Below are 16673 nucleotides of genomic sequence, written 5' to 3'. Positions count from 1 at the left end.
TTCTTTTTCGCCAGACTTCGTTGCTTGCTCCTTACAGATCCACTTCGGGATATGCTCGTCGCTCGCGCCTCGTCTGGCCGAAAAATCCCTTGCCGCGAACGTGAGCGTATTTATGAAATGGACCACTAAGGTTGAGGCAGTTTTCGTTCGCTTTTGCTCGCTGTGTCTGCTTTCGGCGCCGCCGAGATTTGCTGGATCTGACGGGCAACAATAAGCAGTCCGCCCAGCAAAACCAAGCCTATTCCCGCCAGCACACCGTTCTGTTTCAGGAACAGCCGCTCCTGGTTCACTTCGATCCCGTCCGTCGAGGCCGGGAGAAAGAACAAGAAATACAGAGCAAGAAGCACACCGCCAGCCAGGCAGATTCCAATGTGCAACTCCAGGCCTAGAAGCACTTTTCCGATTCGCGTTGAGATCGCTGAAGAAGGCTGTCGGGCGGGACGCGGAGGACGCTCGGTCTTCGTCGGGATGGAAGGAAGGTAATCTTCCGGACGCAAGCTTGGCGCGGTTCGCGGCCGGGCCGGGACCACGGGTGCTGCCTCCGGCGGAGCCGGCTTGGGAATCGTCGGGCGCGGTGGAGAAACGGTCAGGGTTAACTCCGCGAGCGGCAGCCATTTATCCATCGCCTCCAGCCGGGCGAACATGGTTTGGGAATTGATTTTCCGTGCGGCCCACAAATCGTAGATTTGACCGATGGTGTAGGGTCCTTCCACCTTGCCTGCGAGCTTCAGGTAAAAGATGCCTTCGGTCATTCAGATTGCGGATTGCGGAATTCTCCCTCTCCCAGCGGGAGAGGGGTGAGGGAGAAACGCCGGCCAATTTCAGGGTTCTACGGGCTCGACTTCGCGATGCCAATGACGCCGCAGCCCAGCCGGGCGCCGGCGTTTCCGACCGGCTGGCCGCCGTCGTCTTCTTTCGCGTGAATGATCACCGCGCGGCCCAGGATCGGATTCTTTAACCCTACGAGAGAGATGTTATCGACCGTCACTTCGTAGTGCGCTTTGCCATTGGCATCCGCTTGCAGATTTCCCAGGTCGCCCGCGTGCCGTTTTCCCGCGCTCACCAGGCCGTGTTGGTGGCCTTCAGGGTTGTAATGCCCGCCCGCGCTCATGCCATCGGCGGACGTGCAATCTCCGGTCTCGTGAATGTGAATCGCGTGCTTCTGATTCGGCGTCAGCCCCTCGATGGTGGCGACGACCTTGACTTTGTCGCCGACCTGGGAGAACTGCACCGTGCCGTGGCATTTGTTGCCTTGAGTAGCATGGATTGCCGCCACCGCTTTGGTGACCGCGCTCCAGGCCGCCTGGTGCGCTTGAGCGTGCGGGTCAGCCGCCGAACACTGCAAAGCCCAGAGTGTGGCGGTGATGATGGAAGAGGTGAGGATTGATTTGGCGCTTCTCATATTAGTCTCAAAACATCAGAAGTTGAGGCGGTGGTCTTGCTGCAAATCCGCCGGTTACTGCGGGGGATCATGAAGGCACCCAGTCTGTTGGTCAAGGATGTCACTTACTTCAGCGGCGCCCACTTCTGATGCTTGTACCGCTGATAAACCCACTGGAAATCGCGGTTCTTGTTGTTTCCGCCGGCCCAGTAAAAGCTTTCGATGCCCCGGGAGGAATCTCGCGCCGCTTTGATCGTGCTGGCTTCGACCCATTTGTGGCTTTCCGCGTGGCCGTCTGCAAACGAGATGGTGCTGGTGTCGCCGTGGAAAATGGCAAAGGGATCAACCCATCCGGGCGTTCCGACGTTGATCACCCATGTGCCGCGGTTGTAAGAGCGCGGATCCGCCTCTTCGAGCAACACCATGGCCTCGGCCGCGTCCTGGACGTTGCTCAATTTGGTGAAAAACGGCTGCGGCCCGCCGGTCGCGGACGATCCCTCCCAACCGCCGCCATTCATGCCATTGGCTTTGGAATAACTGTCGTAAGCCCAGCCGCGGCCCGGTTTGAGATTCTTGGTTCGGAGATCGCCCGGACAATGGTAGGAGCCGGTCGCCGAGACGTATGGAAACAACGCCCCTTTGCGAATGCCATTTTCCACGTAACGTTGGGCGACGCCGACTCCCTGGCTGGCAGCGATGTCCGTAAACGCGCCGTTGTCGCTGTGCGGTCCCGGCCAGAAGCCGCCGGCCGGATTCCCAACCTGTCCGGGGCCGGGATCGGTATAGAGAATCTTTTCGTCATTGTCGCCGGCATACATGTAGAAGCCGAGGCTGAGCTGTTTTTGATTCGCCAGGCAAGCCGCGCCGGTGGCCTTCAACTTGGAGCGACTCAAGGCGGGGAGCAGCATGCCCGCAAGAATCGCGATGATGGCGATCACCACGAGTAATTCGATCAAAGTGAATCCGGTTTGCGGCGATTGGATGCGGGCGCGCAGTGAAGGAGCAAGGTGTTGGATTTTCATAAGTAAGTAACTTGGTTTGGCGACTTGATGGTCCTTCTTATGCGCGCAACACGTGCCGATTTCAAGCGCGCACTTGTCCGGACTTGTTTTCGTGGGAGGTAACGCAGGCTTTCGAGCCTGGCTTTCGAGCCTGCGGGTTCGCGGAGCTTTCCAGCTCCGTTTCGCGAAATGCGCGGCTGGAGTGGGATGCCAAAAGACAGGCGCTCATTTCAGCGGCGCCCACTTTGGGTGCTTGTAGCGCTGATAAACCCACTGGAAATCCCGGTTCTTGTTGTTGCCCCCGCTCCACCCAAAGCTTTCGCGGCCCCGGGCCGAATCGGTCGCGGCCTTGATGGTGCTCGCTTCGATCCACGTGTGAATATCGGCGTGGCCATCGGCGAACGAGATCGTGCTCGTCCGTCCGTGAAAGATGGCGAACGGATCGATCCACCGCGCCGAAGGCTCGACATCGATCACCCACGTGCCGAGGTTGCGGCCGCGCGGATCGGCTTCCTCCAGAAAGACCATGGCCTCGGCCGCATCCAGGACGACGCTCAGCTTCTTGTAAGGGGTCTGAGCGCCGCCTTGCCAATCGGCGTGGCCGTTCATGCCATTGGCTTTGGAGTAACTGTCGTAAGCCCAGCCAAATCCCGGCCGCAGATTCTTGGTTCGCAAGTCGCCCGGACAATGATACGCGCCGGGCGCGGACACGTAATTGTAGAGCGCGCCTTTCTTGATCCCGTTCTCGACGTTGCGCTGCGCTTCCGTGCGGCTCATGCTTCCGCTGACTTCCCGGAATTGGCCGGCATCCGTGTAGGGGCCAGGCCAGAAACCGCCGCCTGGATTTCCAATTTGCCCCGGACCGGGATCAGTGTAGAGCATCTGCTCTTCGTGATCCCCGGCATACATTACGAAACCGAGGATGAGCTGTTTCTGGTTGCTCAGGCAGGCGGAGCCGGTCGCTTTCATTTTTGCTTTGCTGAGCGCCGGCAGCAACATCCCGGCGAGGATCGCGATGATGGCGATGACAACCAGTAGTTCGATCAAAGTGAACCCGCAGCGAGGAGTTCGGGTGGATTGGTCCGGAAACATAGAATGTAGGGCTCTGTTCGGCTACCCCTGCATATTGCCTGAAAGTCTTTTGAATTCAAGCGCGCGCGCGCAGGGGCCCTTCTCCACGTCGATTCAAGAATCTCGCGGAAAGGAGCGCGGACAGCTTGCCCGCGTGTTCCTGAAAGACGCCCGAACGCTCTTGTGCGCGCAAGCTGCCCGCACTCCTTTTTGAATCAGAGATGCGAATGGAAGGGAGCGGTTAGGAATTCCAGCAACCGTTTTCCCACCGAACGCCGTTTCCAATCCTGGTAGGCCACTTCGCGTGATTGTCGCTTGTCATGCTCAAACAACCGCACTTGCTCGGCGGCAAAGTCGCTCGACAGCACGTTCAGATTCGATTCGTCGTTGAGCCGAAAGGAGCGGCTGTCGAAATTCGCCGAGCCGACCGAGACCCAGAAATCATCGACGATCATCATTTTGCAGTGGTACATCGTCGGCTGGTACTCGTAGATTTTCACGCCGGCTTCGAGCAACGGCCCCCATTTCGACCGCGAAGCATGCCGCACGATCGGCGTGTCCGTCCGCGCGCCGGGCACGATGATTTCCACCGCGACGCCGCGTTTGCGGGCATCCAGCAATTGCTGCGTGGTCAGCGCGCCGGGGACAAAGTACGGCATCGACAACCGGATGCTTTTGCGCGCCGCGGCAATGGAGATCAAATACATCAGGCGCACGCTCTCGGTCCCCTCGCGCGGAGAGCTTTTGATGACTTGCGCGAAGTGATCGCCCACCGGGAGCAAATCGGGGAAATAATCGAGGCCGTCGAGCACGTTGGCCGTCGTCTTCATCCAGTTGTCCATGAAGGCGGCCTGCATTTGGCCGACCGCCGGCCCTTCCAAACGGAAGTGCGTGTCGCGCCAGTGCGCCGGCGAATCGGCGTTGCCGAGCCAGATGTCCGCCACGCCAGCGCCCCCGATGAATCCCACCGTCCCGTCCACTATCAGAAGTTTCCGATGGTCGCGGTGATTGACGCGGGCAAGATTGTACCAGACGAGCGGATTGTATTTCTGCACGTCCACACCGGCGGCCCGCATGCGCCGCAGCAATTCCGAATCGATTCGCCGAGAGCCGACCCAATCCAGCAGCACGTGGACGCGCACGCCGGAGCGGGCGCGTTCCGTCAGCGCATCGGTGAACCGCCGGCCTACTTCGCCGGACCAATAAATGTAGCTTTCGAGATTGATGGTTTTCCTGGCGCTGCGGATGGCTTCAAGCATCGCCGGAAAAATCTGGTCGCCGTTGACCAGACTGGTGACGCGATTGCCGCCGACGATTTCCGGTCCGACCAATTGCCCCATGGACCGTAGAAACTGCGCTTCGTCCACGCCGTATTGCGGCTGGAGTTGATACTGAATGCCGCGTCCGTGGAAATTGGTGCAACCGGTGAGAAGGGCGAGGGTGGCTAGTCCTGGGACAAAGAATTTTCGAATGCGCTGAACCAGCCTGAAGGCTGCGGTCCGCGCAGCCTTCGGCTCATGGCCAGTAAGCAGGTCCGTAAGGAACAGGAGGCTTCCCATGAACCAGGTAGGGCTGCGTTGCCGCGCAGCCGGTCTTCTGTCGATGCAGCGGTGCAGCCCCGCCCTACCAGCCATGGGTTCAGGGGGCGCGCGCATGGTTCAGAAACCAAGGGAGCTTCCCATGAAGCCTTCGCGTCTATTCGCGTTCATCCGCGGTTTTGAGTTTCTGAACTTCCGCGTTCCTGAAGCAGTAGAGCGTCCCGTCGTAGCTCCCGATGTACACCGCGCCGTTGGCAATGGCTGGCGAGCACACGATCTTCCCGCCGATTTGATAGGACCAGACAATTTCCTCCGTCGAAATCACGCCGTCGCCGTCTGGATCTATCTCTGGCACTGCGATCAATCGGCCATCGGCTGTGCCCGCAAAAACCAACCCATCCGCAATCGCAGGGGAACTCATGATGCCGGAACCACCCCGGGTGGGTGTTTCGCAGACCCAGATGGTTTTTCCGGTCTTGGCGTCCAGGCACCTCAGGTTTCCATCACTCCCGCCAAAATACAGTCTTCCCGCGTGGATGGCCGGCGACGAATAGACATAGCGGCGCGTGTCGTAGGCCCAGATCAAATCCGAGTTTCCATGATGATCGTCCGGAACGCCCGCATCGACGCCCTCCGCCGCGCCATCGATGGCCAGCGCGTACAGGCGGTAGGTTCGATTCCCGGCGTTGGCGATCCAATCGCCGCTGTTGGCAATGATCACGCGGTCGTTTTCCTGGTCAATGACCGGGGAAGAATACGTGATATCGTCGATGTCGAATTCCCAGAGGATTCGCCCGCTTTTCTCGTCGAAGCAGTAAAGCCGGCCGCTGCTCTCCCGGCCCGGTTGATTTCCCGTCGCGGCGAAAACCTTGCCTTTGTAAAGAGCGGGAGAAGACGAGAAAGCATGCTGTCCTCGATACGGCGTCCAGGTTTTCCAGAGCACCTCGCCGTTTTGAGCATCGAAGCAATAGAAATACTGGTCGATCGCGCCCAGAAACACTTTGCCGTCTTTGATCGCAGGCGAACCGGGAAGCACGTCGTTCACTCCGCCGGTGCTGGGCCCCACCGTGTAATCCCAGACAATCTCCGTTTTCGCGAGGGTGCCATCCGAATTGGGGTCTTCCACCGGCAGGGCATAGATTTTTCGATCTGCCGCTCCGAAAAAGACCTTGCCGTTCGCGACGGTCGGGGAGGAAAAGATGGCGTAGGAATCCCCGTAATACGTCCAGATCAGATCGCCGTTGTTCGCGTCCAGGCAGTAAACGTTGCCGTTGGAATTGCCCACGTAGAGCCGGTCTTTGACCAAAGACGGCGAGGACCAAAACTCGCGCGCGCCTCGGATTTGCGTGCTCCAGGCCAGGCGCCCCTGGCGTGGGGCCGGGGAAGTCGTCGAACCCGTATTGAGCAAGTCACCCCGGAATTTCGGCCAGGACGTTTCGGCCGGCGGCGGACTTTGGCTCTGGAGGTTGCCCGACCCGATGAGCAAACCGAGCAACGCTGGCAACCAACGCGCCAGGACTGATGGAGGGCAGATAGCGAGCGTCTTTGATCGGTGCATCACGAGTTTTGCAGCGTGGTCCGGAGACCTGAGTTGGTACCGGCTCGCCGCGTAGCGCAGAGTTGGACTCTGCTGTATCGCAGAATTGCATTCTGCGGCGTGGCCGATATGTCGAGTGCCTCGGAACTCATCGGCGCATTGCCGATTGCAAATCGGCGATACAGCAGACGACCAGTCTGCGCTACGAAGAATTCTGTCGCGCGCTCCCCTCCGTCAAGGAGGAAGTTTTCGGCTTGAATCCGCGCGCAGAAGCGGCGATGTTCCGCCTCGCTCGTTTCACACGAAAGACGATGAAAGCTCTCGGTTCTCTCAGCTCTTTCGATTTCAATTGCGCGCTTAGCTCAGTGGTAGAGCACTTCCTTCACACGGAAGGGGCCGCAGGTTCGAACCCTGCAGCGCGCACCATTCCCTGGACGATCTTCCCATGAACCGTCTCCTCGGACCGTGGCCTTTAGGCCGCTTCAACGCTGGACTCCGGAGAGTGCGCGGAAGCAGCCTGAAGGCTGCGGTCCGCACGGTTTTCGGTTCAAGGGCCATGTGCATGGCTTCTGGGCCAAGGCAACTTCCCATGAACCAGACGGTAGGGCGAGCCTGTCCCCAGCGAGCCGAGTCGGACGTGTTCCAAGCGCGTCGAGCGACGCGCCGGGACGGACTCGCCCGACCGAGCGGACTTGCCTTGCGCATCCTGGCGATTCTCGCGATTGTGGCGATGCCGTTCGCCGCGCTGCCCATGCCCGCCTTCGCCGCAGCCACTTCGGATCGCCCCAACCTCCTCTGGCTTTCCAGCGAAGATCACGGTCCGCAAATGGGATGCTACGGGGACACGTTCGCCACAACACCCAGCGTCGATCGCCTGGCTGCCAGGGGTATGATCTACACGCGCGTCTGGTCCTGCGCGCCCGTCTGCGCACCGGCCCGCACCACGATCATCTCCGGACTCTATCCGCCATCGACCGGCAGCGAGCACATGCGCAGCATGGTGTCCTTGCCGCCCAGCATGAAAATGTTCCCGCAGTTTCTGCGCGAAGCCGGCTACTATTGCTCGAACAACGCGAAAGAAGACTACAATCTCGCGAAGCCCGGCAAAGTCTGGGACGACTCCTCCAAGCGCGGCCACTGGCGCAATCGGCCATCCGGTCAGCCGTTCTTCGCCGTCTTCAATTCCGAGAAAAGCCACGAAAGCCGAATCCGCGCGCGCCCTCACAAACAAGTCCACGATCCAGCCAAAGTCCGCGTCCCGGCCTATCATCCGGACACTCCCGAGGTCCGCCAGGACTGGGCGCAGTATTACGATTGCGTGAGTTTGGCCGACGCCGACGCCGGCGAGCGCTTGAAGGAACTCGCGGACGACGGCCTGACGGAGGACACGATTGTTTTCTACTGGGGCGATCACGGCTCCGGCATGCCGCGCAGCAAACGCTGGCCTTACAACTCCGGATTGCACGTCCCGCTGGCGGTTTATTTCCCGGAGAAATTCAGACATCTCGCGCCGCCAGAATACAGGCCCGGCGGCAAATCAGATCGCCTCGTAAGCTTCGTCGATTTCGCGCCCACGATGCTAAGCCTTGCGGGCATCAAGCCTCCGGAGTGGATGCAGGGTTACTCGTTCATGGGGAAGTTCCAGGATCCGCCACGCCCTTGGATGCACGGCTTCCGCGGCCGTATGGACGAGCGCTATGACCTGGTCCGCAGCGTGACCGATGGCCGCTACGTTTATATTCGGAATTACATGCCCCACAAACTCTATGGGCAGCACGTTCAATACATGTTCCAGACCCCGACGACCCGCGTTTGGAAAAGGCTCCACGACGAAGGCAAGTTGACGCCGGCACAAGATGTCTTCTGGAACACCAAAGCACCGGAGGAACTCTACGATCTTCAAAGCGATCCGGATGAAGTCCACAACCTGGCTCGCTCGCCCGGACACGAGAAAGTCTTGGCGCGGCTGCGTGGGGCCCAGCAAAGTCTGGCCCTCAGAATCCGCGACGTGGGCTTCCTGCCTGAAGGTGAAATCCACAGCCGCTCGCGAGGCTCCACGCCGTACGAGATGGGCCACGAAGACGCCAGGTATCCGTTTCAGCGCATTTTCGATACTGCCGACCGCGCATCTCTCTTGAGAACCGAAGACGTTCCCGCCCTCAAACAAGCATTCCGGGACCTGGACAGCGCCGTGCGTTACTGGGCCGCGCTCGGAATGTTGATGCGAGAAAAAGCCGGCGTGGAATCGGCGCGCGCGGAATTGCTCGAAGCACTGAAGGACACCTCGCCGTACGTCCGCGTCGTTGCTGCCGAAGCGCTGGGGCGATTCGGGAGTGAAGCCGATTTGAAACTCGCTTTGGCCACGCTCGCGGAACTGGGACCGATGGACAAAAACGGCGTGTTCGTTTCCGTGGCGGCGTTGAACGCCATCGATGCGCTGGGCCAGAAAGCCTCACCGATCCGGGATCGCCTCAAGGAATTCCCGGCCAAAGGAACCGTCCCCGACGCTCGCTTCGCGCCCTACGTGCCGCGCTTGCTGGAGGATATTCTGGCGGGATTGAAATGACACCCAATGTCGTGTCAGTTTTGGCCAGCGGCATCGCCTTGGACGGAAATCAGGAAAGCCGGAAAAATGCGACACGAGCCGAGCGCCTCGCTCAAACGGCGCATTCGGTTCTGCGCTGCAAACGCCTCCTGGCGTAATCCGAATGCATCGTCATAACTAGGCGGTTTCCTCGGAGCGAGGGGGCGGACCAAGTCAAACCGCTGTTCAAATCCCGCTTGCTCAATTATGGAACGAACGGAATTCAGGAATTCAAAACCGCTCTGGGTCGGTTCGTATTTCGCAAGAACGTTAATCCTGTACTTACTGTGCAGACCGTGGGATTGACGACAGATCGACCGGAGAACCGTAGCGCAGATTTTCAATCTGCGGTATCGCCGATTTGCAATCGGCAGGGCACCGACAAATTCCAGAACCCTCGATTGCGCCAGCGTCTGGCAGAGGTTCTTCGCTTGTTTCGAGGAACGCTGTGATCAGTAAGTCGTCGAATCTGAATCCGTGAAAATGTCTCGTTCGCGTCGCCGCTGCCTCGCTTTGTAGCGTGGAAATTGCTCTCAAATGATGGCAGGTTCGCTGCGGTTGCAGGCACTGCGGGTTTGAGATTCTAAATGAAAACTGGTTTGCGTCTGTTTTGTCTGGTGTTCGCGGCGGCGGTGTTGGGATCGAACCGCGCCGCAGCCGCCACGATGGTTTCCACCCAATCGGCGTGGCGTTACTTCAAGGGCACGCAAGAAGCCTCGGCTCCCATGGACGTCTGGCGCAAAGCGGCCTTTGACGATTCGCGCTGGGCCCTGGGCCCCGCGCCGTTTCATTACGGCGAAAATCTTTCCGGCGGCACGCTCCTCGCCGATATGCAGAACCGATACTCCTCGGTTTTCCTTCGCGCCACGTTCGATGTGGGCAATCCGTCACAAATCCAGGAACTCAACTTGCGCGCGATCTGCGACGACGGCTTCATCGCCTGGATCAACGGCGTGGAGGTGGCGCGCAACAACGTGCCGGCAGGCGAACGCGCCTTCAACAGCTTCGCGACCGCGGCTGTCACGGAGCCAGTCAATTTCACGGTGTATCCGCTGCCGTCGCCAAGCTATCTCGTGCCCGGCCGCAATGCGCTCGCGGTCCAGGTTTTCAACACCTCGCTCACGAGCAGCGATCTGCAATGGGATGGAGAACTGATCTCAGTCGAATCGGACGTGACGCCGCCGCGCATCGCGTCCATCGAACCGGCGCCGGGCATGGTTGAGCGGTTGACCAATGTGGTCGTGACTTTCACCGAGCCGGTGGCTGGGGTCAGCGCGTCCGATTTTTTCCTGGGCGCTCGCGCCGCAACCTCCGTTCAAGGCACGGCGGCGCGCTACACGTTCACGTTCGATCCAACGGATTCCGGCGCCGTGGAATTGCGCTGGGACGCCGACACCTTGATCACGGACCTGGCTTCGCCGCCCAACCGCTTCGATCCGGTCGCCGCCGGCGCCTGGCCCTACGAAATCATCGATCGCACGGCGCCGGCCCTCGCCGAAGCCGCGCCGCGCCCTGGACTGACGGTTCGAAGTTTGACGCAAGTGGAAGTCCGCTTCAGCGAACCGGTCGAAGGCGTCGAAGCTTCGGATTTGCTAGTCAATGGCGTCGCCGCCACGAGAGTGACCGGAGATTCCGCCGGGCCGTATCGTTTCGAGTTTGCGCCGCCGCCCGCCGGTCCGGTTCGGTTTTTCTGGAACGCCGCCCACGGCATTCGCGACTTCGCGAATCCGGCGAATCTTTTCTCCGGCGGGGACTGGTCGGTTACTCTGAATCCGATTTTCGCAACGCCCGGCGTGCGCATCAATGAATTCCTGGCTTCCAACATCGCGTCGAACGGGCTGAAGGATGAGGATGGCGAACTTCAGGATTGGATTGAAATCTACAATCTGAGCACTACCTCGGTGAATCTCGAAGGTTGGTCGCTGACCGACAACCGCGACGATCTGGGCCGCTGGGTTTTTCCGGCGGTCTCGCTCAGCCCGGGGCAATACCTGGTGGTGTTCGCTTCGGGCAAAGATCGCAAGCCCACCTCGGCGGGCGCGAAGTTGCACGCGAATTTCAAGTTGAACCCGTCCGGTGAATACCTGGCGCTCTTGAACCAGGAATCTCCCCGCGTGGCGGTCTCGGAGTTCGCCGCGTCGTTCCCCGAACAGCGCAATGACTATTCGTACGGCTACGACAGCGCCGGCCAGCTCCGATATTTCCGCACGCCGACGCCCGGTGGAGCCAATGGCGCGAGTCCCGTGGAAGGCGTCGTCCCACCGCCGCACCCGAACGTGGGGCGAGGTTGGTTCGATGCGCCGTTCATGTTGGCGATTGCTTCACCGCTGGCCGGCGTAACGTTTCGCTACACGACAGACGGCAGCGAACCGACCGAGTCGAACGGGCAAACCTACTCAGCGCCGATGCGGATTGCATCGACGACGACGCTGCGTGTGGCGGCGTTCAAACCGAACATGCTCCCATCCGCGGTCACCACGCACACGTATCTGTTTGCGGACGACGTGCTCCGCCAACCCGCGGCTCCCGCGGGTTATCCCACGACATGGGGCACGCATAACACAGGTTTTCCAAACCGGATCGTGCCGGCGGATTATGAAATGGACCCGGAAATCATGAATAATCCGGCGTACAGCGTCCTTATCAAAGACGCGCTACTCGCCTTGCCGGTGATGTCGATCGTGGCGCAGCGGGACGATTTGTTCAGCTCCGCCGACGGGATTTACACGCATCCGCTCAGCCGGGGACCCTCCTGGGAGCGGCCTTGCTCGGTCGAGTTCATCCCGAACGACGGCTCGCGCGGATTTCAACGCAGCGCCGGCGTGCAGATTCAGGGCAACGCGGCGCGCGAGCCACAGAAGCAGCCGAAGCATCCGCTGCGGCTGGTGTTCAAGGGCGATTACGGCCCGACGCGGCTCGACTTCCCGATTTTTCCGGATTCGCCAATCCGAAGTTTCGACACGCTGGTGCTGCGGGCGGATTTCAATTTTTCCTGGCTGCATTGGGATCCCAACCAGCGTTTGCGCGGCCAGCGCACGCGCGATTCCTGGACGAAAGACACGATACGCGCGATGGGCGGCCTGGCGAGCCACAACCGTTACGTCCATTTGTTCATCAACGGCCTTTACTGGGGCATTTATGATCCGAGCGAAAGGCCGGACGGCGCCTTCGCGGCTTCCTACCTGGGCGGGGAAAAGGAACATTACGACGTCGTGAACGAAGGCGCGGTGGTCGATGGCAGCATGAGCGCTTACAACGCGATGCTCGCGATCTCGAATCTAAGTGATCCGGCCGCCTACGCGCGCATGCAGCAGTATCTCGATCTCCCGCAGTTCCTCGATTACATGCTGCTGCACTTTTACATCGGCCATCAGGACTGGGGGCAAAACAAGAACTGGTACACGATTCGGCCCAAGGATGCGCGCCACGGCTTCGCTTACGTGCCCTGGGACGGCGAAAACATTCTCGACAATCCCACTTACAACCGAGTCTCAAACGCGGACACCCCCTCGGGCCTGCACACGAAGCTCGTCGGCAACGCGGAATATCGACTCGCCTTCGCGGACCGCGTCCAGAAACACTTTTTCAACGGCGGAGCGCTCACCCCTGCGGCGGTGGCGGAACGATGGCGAAACCGGGCGCGCCAGGTTGAATTGCCCATCGTCGCGGAATCAGCGCGCTGGGGCGATTACCGCCGCGATGTGCATCCGTATCAGAGCGGGCCTTATTTCCTTTACACGCGGGACAACCAGTGGCGCGCGGAGCAAAACCGCCTGCTCTCCCAGTATTTCCCGCAACGCACGGCCACGGTGCTGGCCCAACTCCGGACCGCCGACCTTTATCCGGCCGTGGCCGCGCCGGGTCTCAGCCCGTTCGGCGGACGCGTCCCGCGCGGCGCCACCGTGACTTTGAGCGCAGTGGATGGGACGATTTATTTCACGACCGACGAAACCGATCCGCGCGTGCCGGTCACGGGCGCGGTGGCAGCCTCGGCGATCGCTTACGCGGCGCCGATTCCGTTGAACAAAAGCGTTCGGATCAAAGCGCGCGTGCTGCGGCAAGGCGTTTGGAGCGCGTTGACGGAAGCGGAGTTTCTCGCGGACGAAATCGGGACTCCGCTGCGGATCACTGAAATCATGTATCATCCGATTGGCGGCGACGCCTTTGAATTCATCGAAATCCAGAATCGCGGAAGCGTGGCCCTTGACGTCACGGGATTTTCCTTCACGGGTGTTGAGTTTGTGTTTCCGCACCGGAGCGTTCTGAATCCAGGCCAGGCCGCCGTGCTGGCTTCGTCATTGAGTTCGGCTTCGTTCGCGGCGCGTTATCCGGGCGCTGTCGTCACCGGGTACTTCGATGGCGCGCTGAGCAATGGAGGCGAGCGAATCGAATTGCGCGATCGCGAAGGGCGCACGGTGACGGCCGTGACTTACCGGGACGACGGCGCGTGGCCGGCCCCTGCGGACGGCGAGGGGTTCTCCCTCGAAGTCATCGATCCCGACGGCGATCCGGACGATCCGGTGAATTGGTTCGCAAGCAACGCGGCCAACGGCTCGCCCGGACGGCTCAGCGCGCCGCCGGCCCTGAGTTCGGTGCGGCTCAGCGAAATCTCGGCGCAAGCGGAAGCTCAAGCCTCGGCCGGCACCCAGAGCGTGGATTGGATCGAACTCGCCAATGCAACTGCGGCTCCGGCGTCGATTGGAGGCTGGACCGTAACTGATCACAGCGAAGCGTCCTTTGTTTTTCCGGCGGGCACCGTGATTCCGCCCAAGGGCTTTCTGCTCGTCTGGTGCGATGGCCTAACGAACGCGCCGGGACTGCACGCTCCGTTCAAACTGGACCAGGATGGAGAAAGCGTCGTGCTTTACGATGCTTCGCGCCGGCGGGTGGACGCGGTGACGTTCGGTTCACAGACGCCGGCGTTCACCATCAGCCGCGTCGGCTTGACGGCGTCCTGGAATCTGTCCACGCCAACGCCAGGGGCCGCAAACGTCGCGGCCGAACTGGCGCCTTCGACCAATCTCAAGATCAACGAATGGCTCGCGAATCCGCGTCCCGGAGCCGACGACTGGCTTGAGGTGTACAATCCCGATCCGACGCGCCCGGCGGCGTTGAAGGGTCTGGTTCTGCAAACAGAGAACGCGCTGCATCGAATCCAATCGCTGGCCTCGATTGCGCCGCGAGGTTTTATCCGGCTCTACGCGGACGAGCGAGCGGGCGCAAATCATGTGGGGTTCAAGCTCTCGGCCGCCGGCGGCTTCATCGCGTTGCTCGACACGGCAGGCAACGAAATCGACCGCGTCAGTTATGGCGCGCAGAGCGAGGGCGTTTCCGAAGGCCGCCTTCCCGACGGCAGCGCGTCCTTCGTTTCTTTCGCGGGCGCGGCAAGCCCGGGCCAAAGCAACGCCCTCATGGGCCGGCAAGGCGTCGTGCTCAACGAAATCCTCGCCTCCAGCGCGAACGGCGCGGGTTGGGTGGAGTTGTTCAACTCCCAAGCTGGCACCATTGATCTTTCAGGCTTTGAAATCAGCCTGGAACCGGGCGGCGGAAAATCCTGGACCTTTCCCACCGGGTCGCGCATCGGCGCTTCGGAATTTCTCGTGATCGGATTTGATCCGGCGCGTCCGGTGTCCGCGAGCCTGGAGCCGCAATTGCAGAGTGGGCGAGGCTTGAGCGCACGTGGCGGGGGCGTGTATCTGCGCGACTCGGCAGGCCGCGTGGCCGATGGCCTTGAATTCGGCATGCAGAGCAGCGGCTTCTCGATCGGGCGCAGCGGCAGTGCCTGGCGTCTTTTGTCCGTGCAGACTCCGGGAACAATCAATGCCGCCCCGGCCGAACTGGGTTCTGCGCACGCTTTGCGAATCAATGAGTGGCTGGCTTCCTCTGCGAGCGGCGAGGATTGGTTTGAGCTGTTCAATACCGATATGAAACCTGTCGCGCTGGCCGGACTCTGGTTGACGGATGATCCGTCGCTGGCCGGCAAAACCAAATTTCAGGTGGCGCCGTTGGGTTTTGTGGCCGCGGGCGGATGGGCGGTGTGGCAGGCCGACGGCGCACCAACCAAAGGATCGGATCACGTCAATTTCAACCTCGACCCGCTGGGCGAAGCGCTGCGGATTTACTCGGCAGAGGGAATCCTGATCGACGCCGTCGATTTTGGATTTCAGCAACCTGGCCTTTCCGAAGGCCGCCTCACGGATGGCGGCGCCGAGATCGGGCCGCTGCGATCCGGACCAACTTTCAGCGCGTCCAACACGGCGCCGGCGCCAAACCGTGACTCCGACGGAGACGGTTTGCCGGATGATTGGGAAATAGCCAACGGGACGAATCCGTCCGGCCGTGATGCCGACGCGGATCCGGACCGGGACGGCCTGACGAATCTGCAGGAATTCCTGTCCGGAACGAATCCCGCCGATCCGAACAGCGCGCTGAAAATCCTCCGCGTGAACCTCGCCGGATCCGTGGTCTTGGAATTTCAAGCCATCTCGAAGCGCACGTACACCGTCCAGTGCAAGCACTCAATGATCGACGCCACATGGAGCAAACTCGCAGACGTGCAGGCGGAAGCCGCCACGCGTGTCGAAACCGTGCGCGACTCGTCCTCAGGCATGACCGCTCGTTTCTATCGAATCATCACACCCGCGCAACCGTAGGTAAGCGTAGGGCAGGCTTCCAGCCCGCCTCTTTTGGACGACTCGAAGGAATTTACGGCTTATCGTTTGAGACGATAGAATTTTTGAGTTCCAGACAGCGGCACAGTTAACGGGCTCGCTCCTGTTACATCCGCGTAAGGTCCAGCCACGCCGTCCGCAGCTTGCAGCGTTCCGCCGCCGGTCCAGGTGAGCACGATGCTATTCCCCTGGCGAACGACCGGACTGAACTTGGGCGGCTCGGCAGGTTTGGGCGGCAACTCAGCGCCGATCTTGTAGGCGACAAAATCAAGGTCCAACGCCCAACTCTCTGCCGTCCGGCTTCCGCCGATGGCAAGATAGCTAATCCCGCCGAAATCACTTCCGTTGCCGGCCGTCACGATGTGCGTGGTCGGTTGCGTGGAACCATCGACGAACACTTGGACCGAGTAATTTCCGACGCCGGTCGTGTCCGCTTTGATCACGATCCAGAACTCGTGCCATTCCGTAGGGTCCAGCTCCACGCCGCGCAATTCGCCCGGGCTGTCAAAGTTGACCGCCGCCACGATGTCTGTGCCATTCAAACGGTTCATCGTCAGGCCGGAAAAATTCGCTTTCGTGCCGGTTGGGCTCCCGCCGAAAGTGTCGTTGGGCACAGTCAATGCGAAAGCAACCGCGCCGTTCGCCGCTTGTTTGACCGTGATATTCCCTTTGCCGCCATCGCTGACCAGATAGCCATCACCGCCTTCGGGATAAGGCTTTTCGCCAGACTCTGACTGGCCATCGGCATAAATCTTGTCCAAAGGGGCCGTCGTTTTCTTGGGGGTCGGGATGCGAGCGCGAAAGCTGATTGTAATGCCGTCGTCAAGGATGGTGTCGGGGGCCCCTTCGGCGGTCATGTCGTGGCCGAAGAAGAGCTTTCGGTTGCTGGG

At 60.7% G+C, this 16673-nt stretch carries 9 protein-coding genes and 1 tRNA gene; 3 read left to right on the top strand and 7 right to left on the bottom strand.

Annotation, left to right across the window (positions count from 1 at the left end; all coding sequences use genetic code 11):
- Positions 1-125 precede the first annotated feature (125 nt).
- The 6 genes from FJ398_16845 to FJ398_16820 all read right to left on the bottom strand — a co-directional run bounded on the left by FJ398_16845 (position 126) and on the right by FJ398_16820 (position 6549).
- The gene (locus FJ398_16845; protein MBM3839599.1) at positions 126-752 is read right to left on the bottom strand and encodes a DUF4339 domain-containing protein; all 627 of its coding nucleotides are present in this window, start codon (positions 750-752) and stop codon (positions 126-128) included.
- 77 nt (positions 753-829) lie between these two features.
- Complete coding sequence (locus tag FJ398_16840; protein MBM3839598.1) at positions 830-1402, bottom strand: superoxide dismutase family protein; 573 nt, start codon at positions 1400-1402, stop codon at positions 830-832.
- 104 nt (positions 1403-1506) lie between these two features.
- Positions 1507-2403 carry a type II secretion system protein gene (locus FJ398_16835; GenBank protein MBM3839597.1) on the bottom strand — a complete coding sequence of 299 codons (897 nt, stop codon included), beginning with the start codon at positions 2401-2403 and terminating at the stop codon, positions 1507-1509.
- Positions 2404-2607: 204 nt separating this feature from the next.
- On the bottom strand, positions 2608-3474 hold the full coding sequence (locus FJ398_16830) for a type II secretion system protein (protein MBM3839596.1): 867 nt from the start codon (positions 3472-3474) through the stop codon (positions 2608-2610).
- A 194-nt stretch (positions 3475-3668) separates the two neighbouring features.
- Positions 3669-5012: a cardiolipin synthase B gene (locus tag FJ398_16825; GenBank protein MBM3839595.1), complete on the bottom strand. Its 1344-nt coding sequence runs from the start codon at positions 5010-5012 to the stop codon at positions 3669-3671.
- A 136-nt stretch (positions 5013-5148) separates the two neighbouring features.
- Positions 5149-6549, bottom strand: coding sequence for a hypothetical protein (locus tag FJ398_16820; GenBank protein ID MBM3839594.1), 1401 nt, complete (start codon positions 6547-6549; stop codon positions 5149-5151).
- Between the two features lie 330 nt (positions 6550-6879).
- Here FJ398_16820 and FJ398_16815 point away from each other — a divergent pair.
- The 3 genes from FJ398_16815 (at position 6880) to FJ398_16805 (ending at position 15765) form a co-directional block, all read left to right on the top strand.
- A tRNA-Val gene (locus FJ398_16815) sits at positions 6880-6954 on the top strand.
- A gap of 304 nt (positions 6955-7258) precedes the next feature.
- Positions 7259-9094 carry a sulfatase gene (locus FJ398_16810; GenBank protein ID MBM3839593.1) on the top strand — a complete coding sequence of 612 codons (1836 nt, stop codon included), beginning with the start codon at positions 7259-7261 and terminating at the stop codon, positions 9092-9094.
- Between the two features lie 605 nt (positions 9095-9699).
- Complete coding sequence (locus tag FJ398_16805; GenBank protein ID MBM3839592.1) at positions 9700-15765, top strand: hypothetical protein; 6066 nt, start codon at positions 9700-9702, stop codon at positions 15763-15765.
- Positions 15766-15824: 59 nt separating this feature from the next.
- On the opposite strand, the gene FJ398_16800 is transcribed toward FJ398_16805, so the two are convergent.
- Positions 15825-16640 (bottom strand): hypothetical protein, encoded by an 816-nt coding sequence (locus FJ398_16800; GenBank protein ID MBM3839591.1) that lies wholly within the window; start codon positions 16638-16640, stop codon positions 15825-15827.
- Positions 16641-16673 lie beyond the last annotated feature (33 nt).

The sequence above is a fragment of the Verrucomicrobiota bacterium genome (genome assembly GCA_016871535.1).
Lineage (GTDB): Bacteria > Verrucomicrobiota > Verrucomicrobiia > Limisphaerales > SIBE01 > VHCZ01.
The sequence above is the reverse complement of the archived record's forward strand: the minus strand, read 5'-3'. Positions and strand labels throughout refer to the sequence as shown.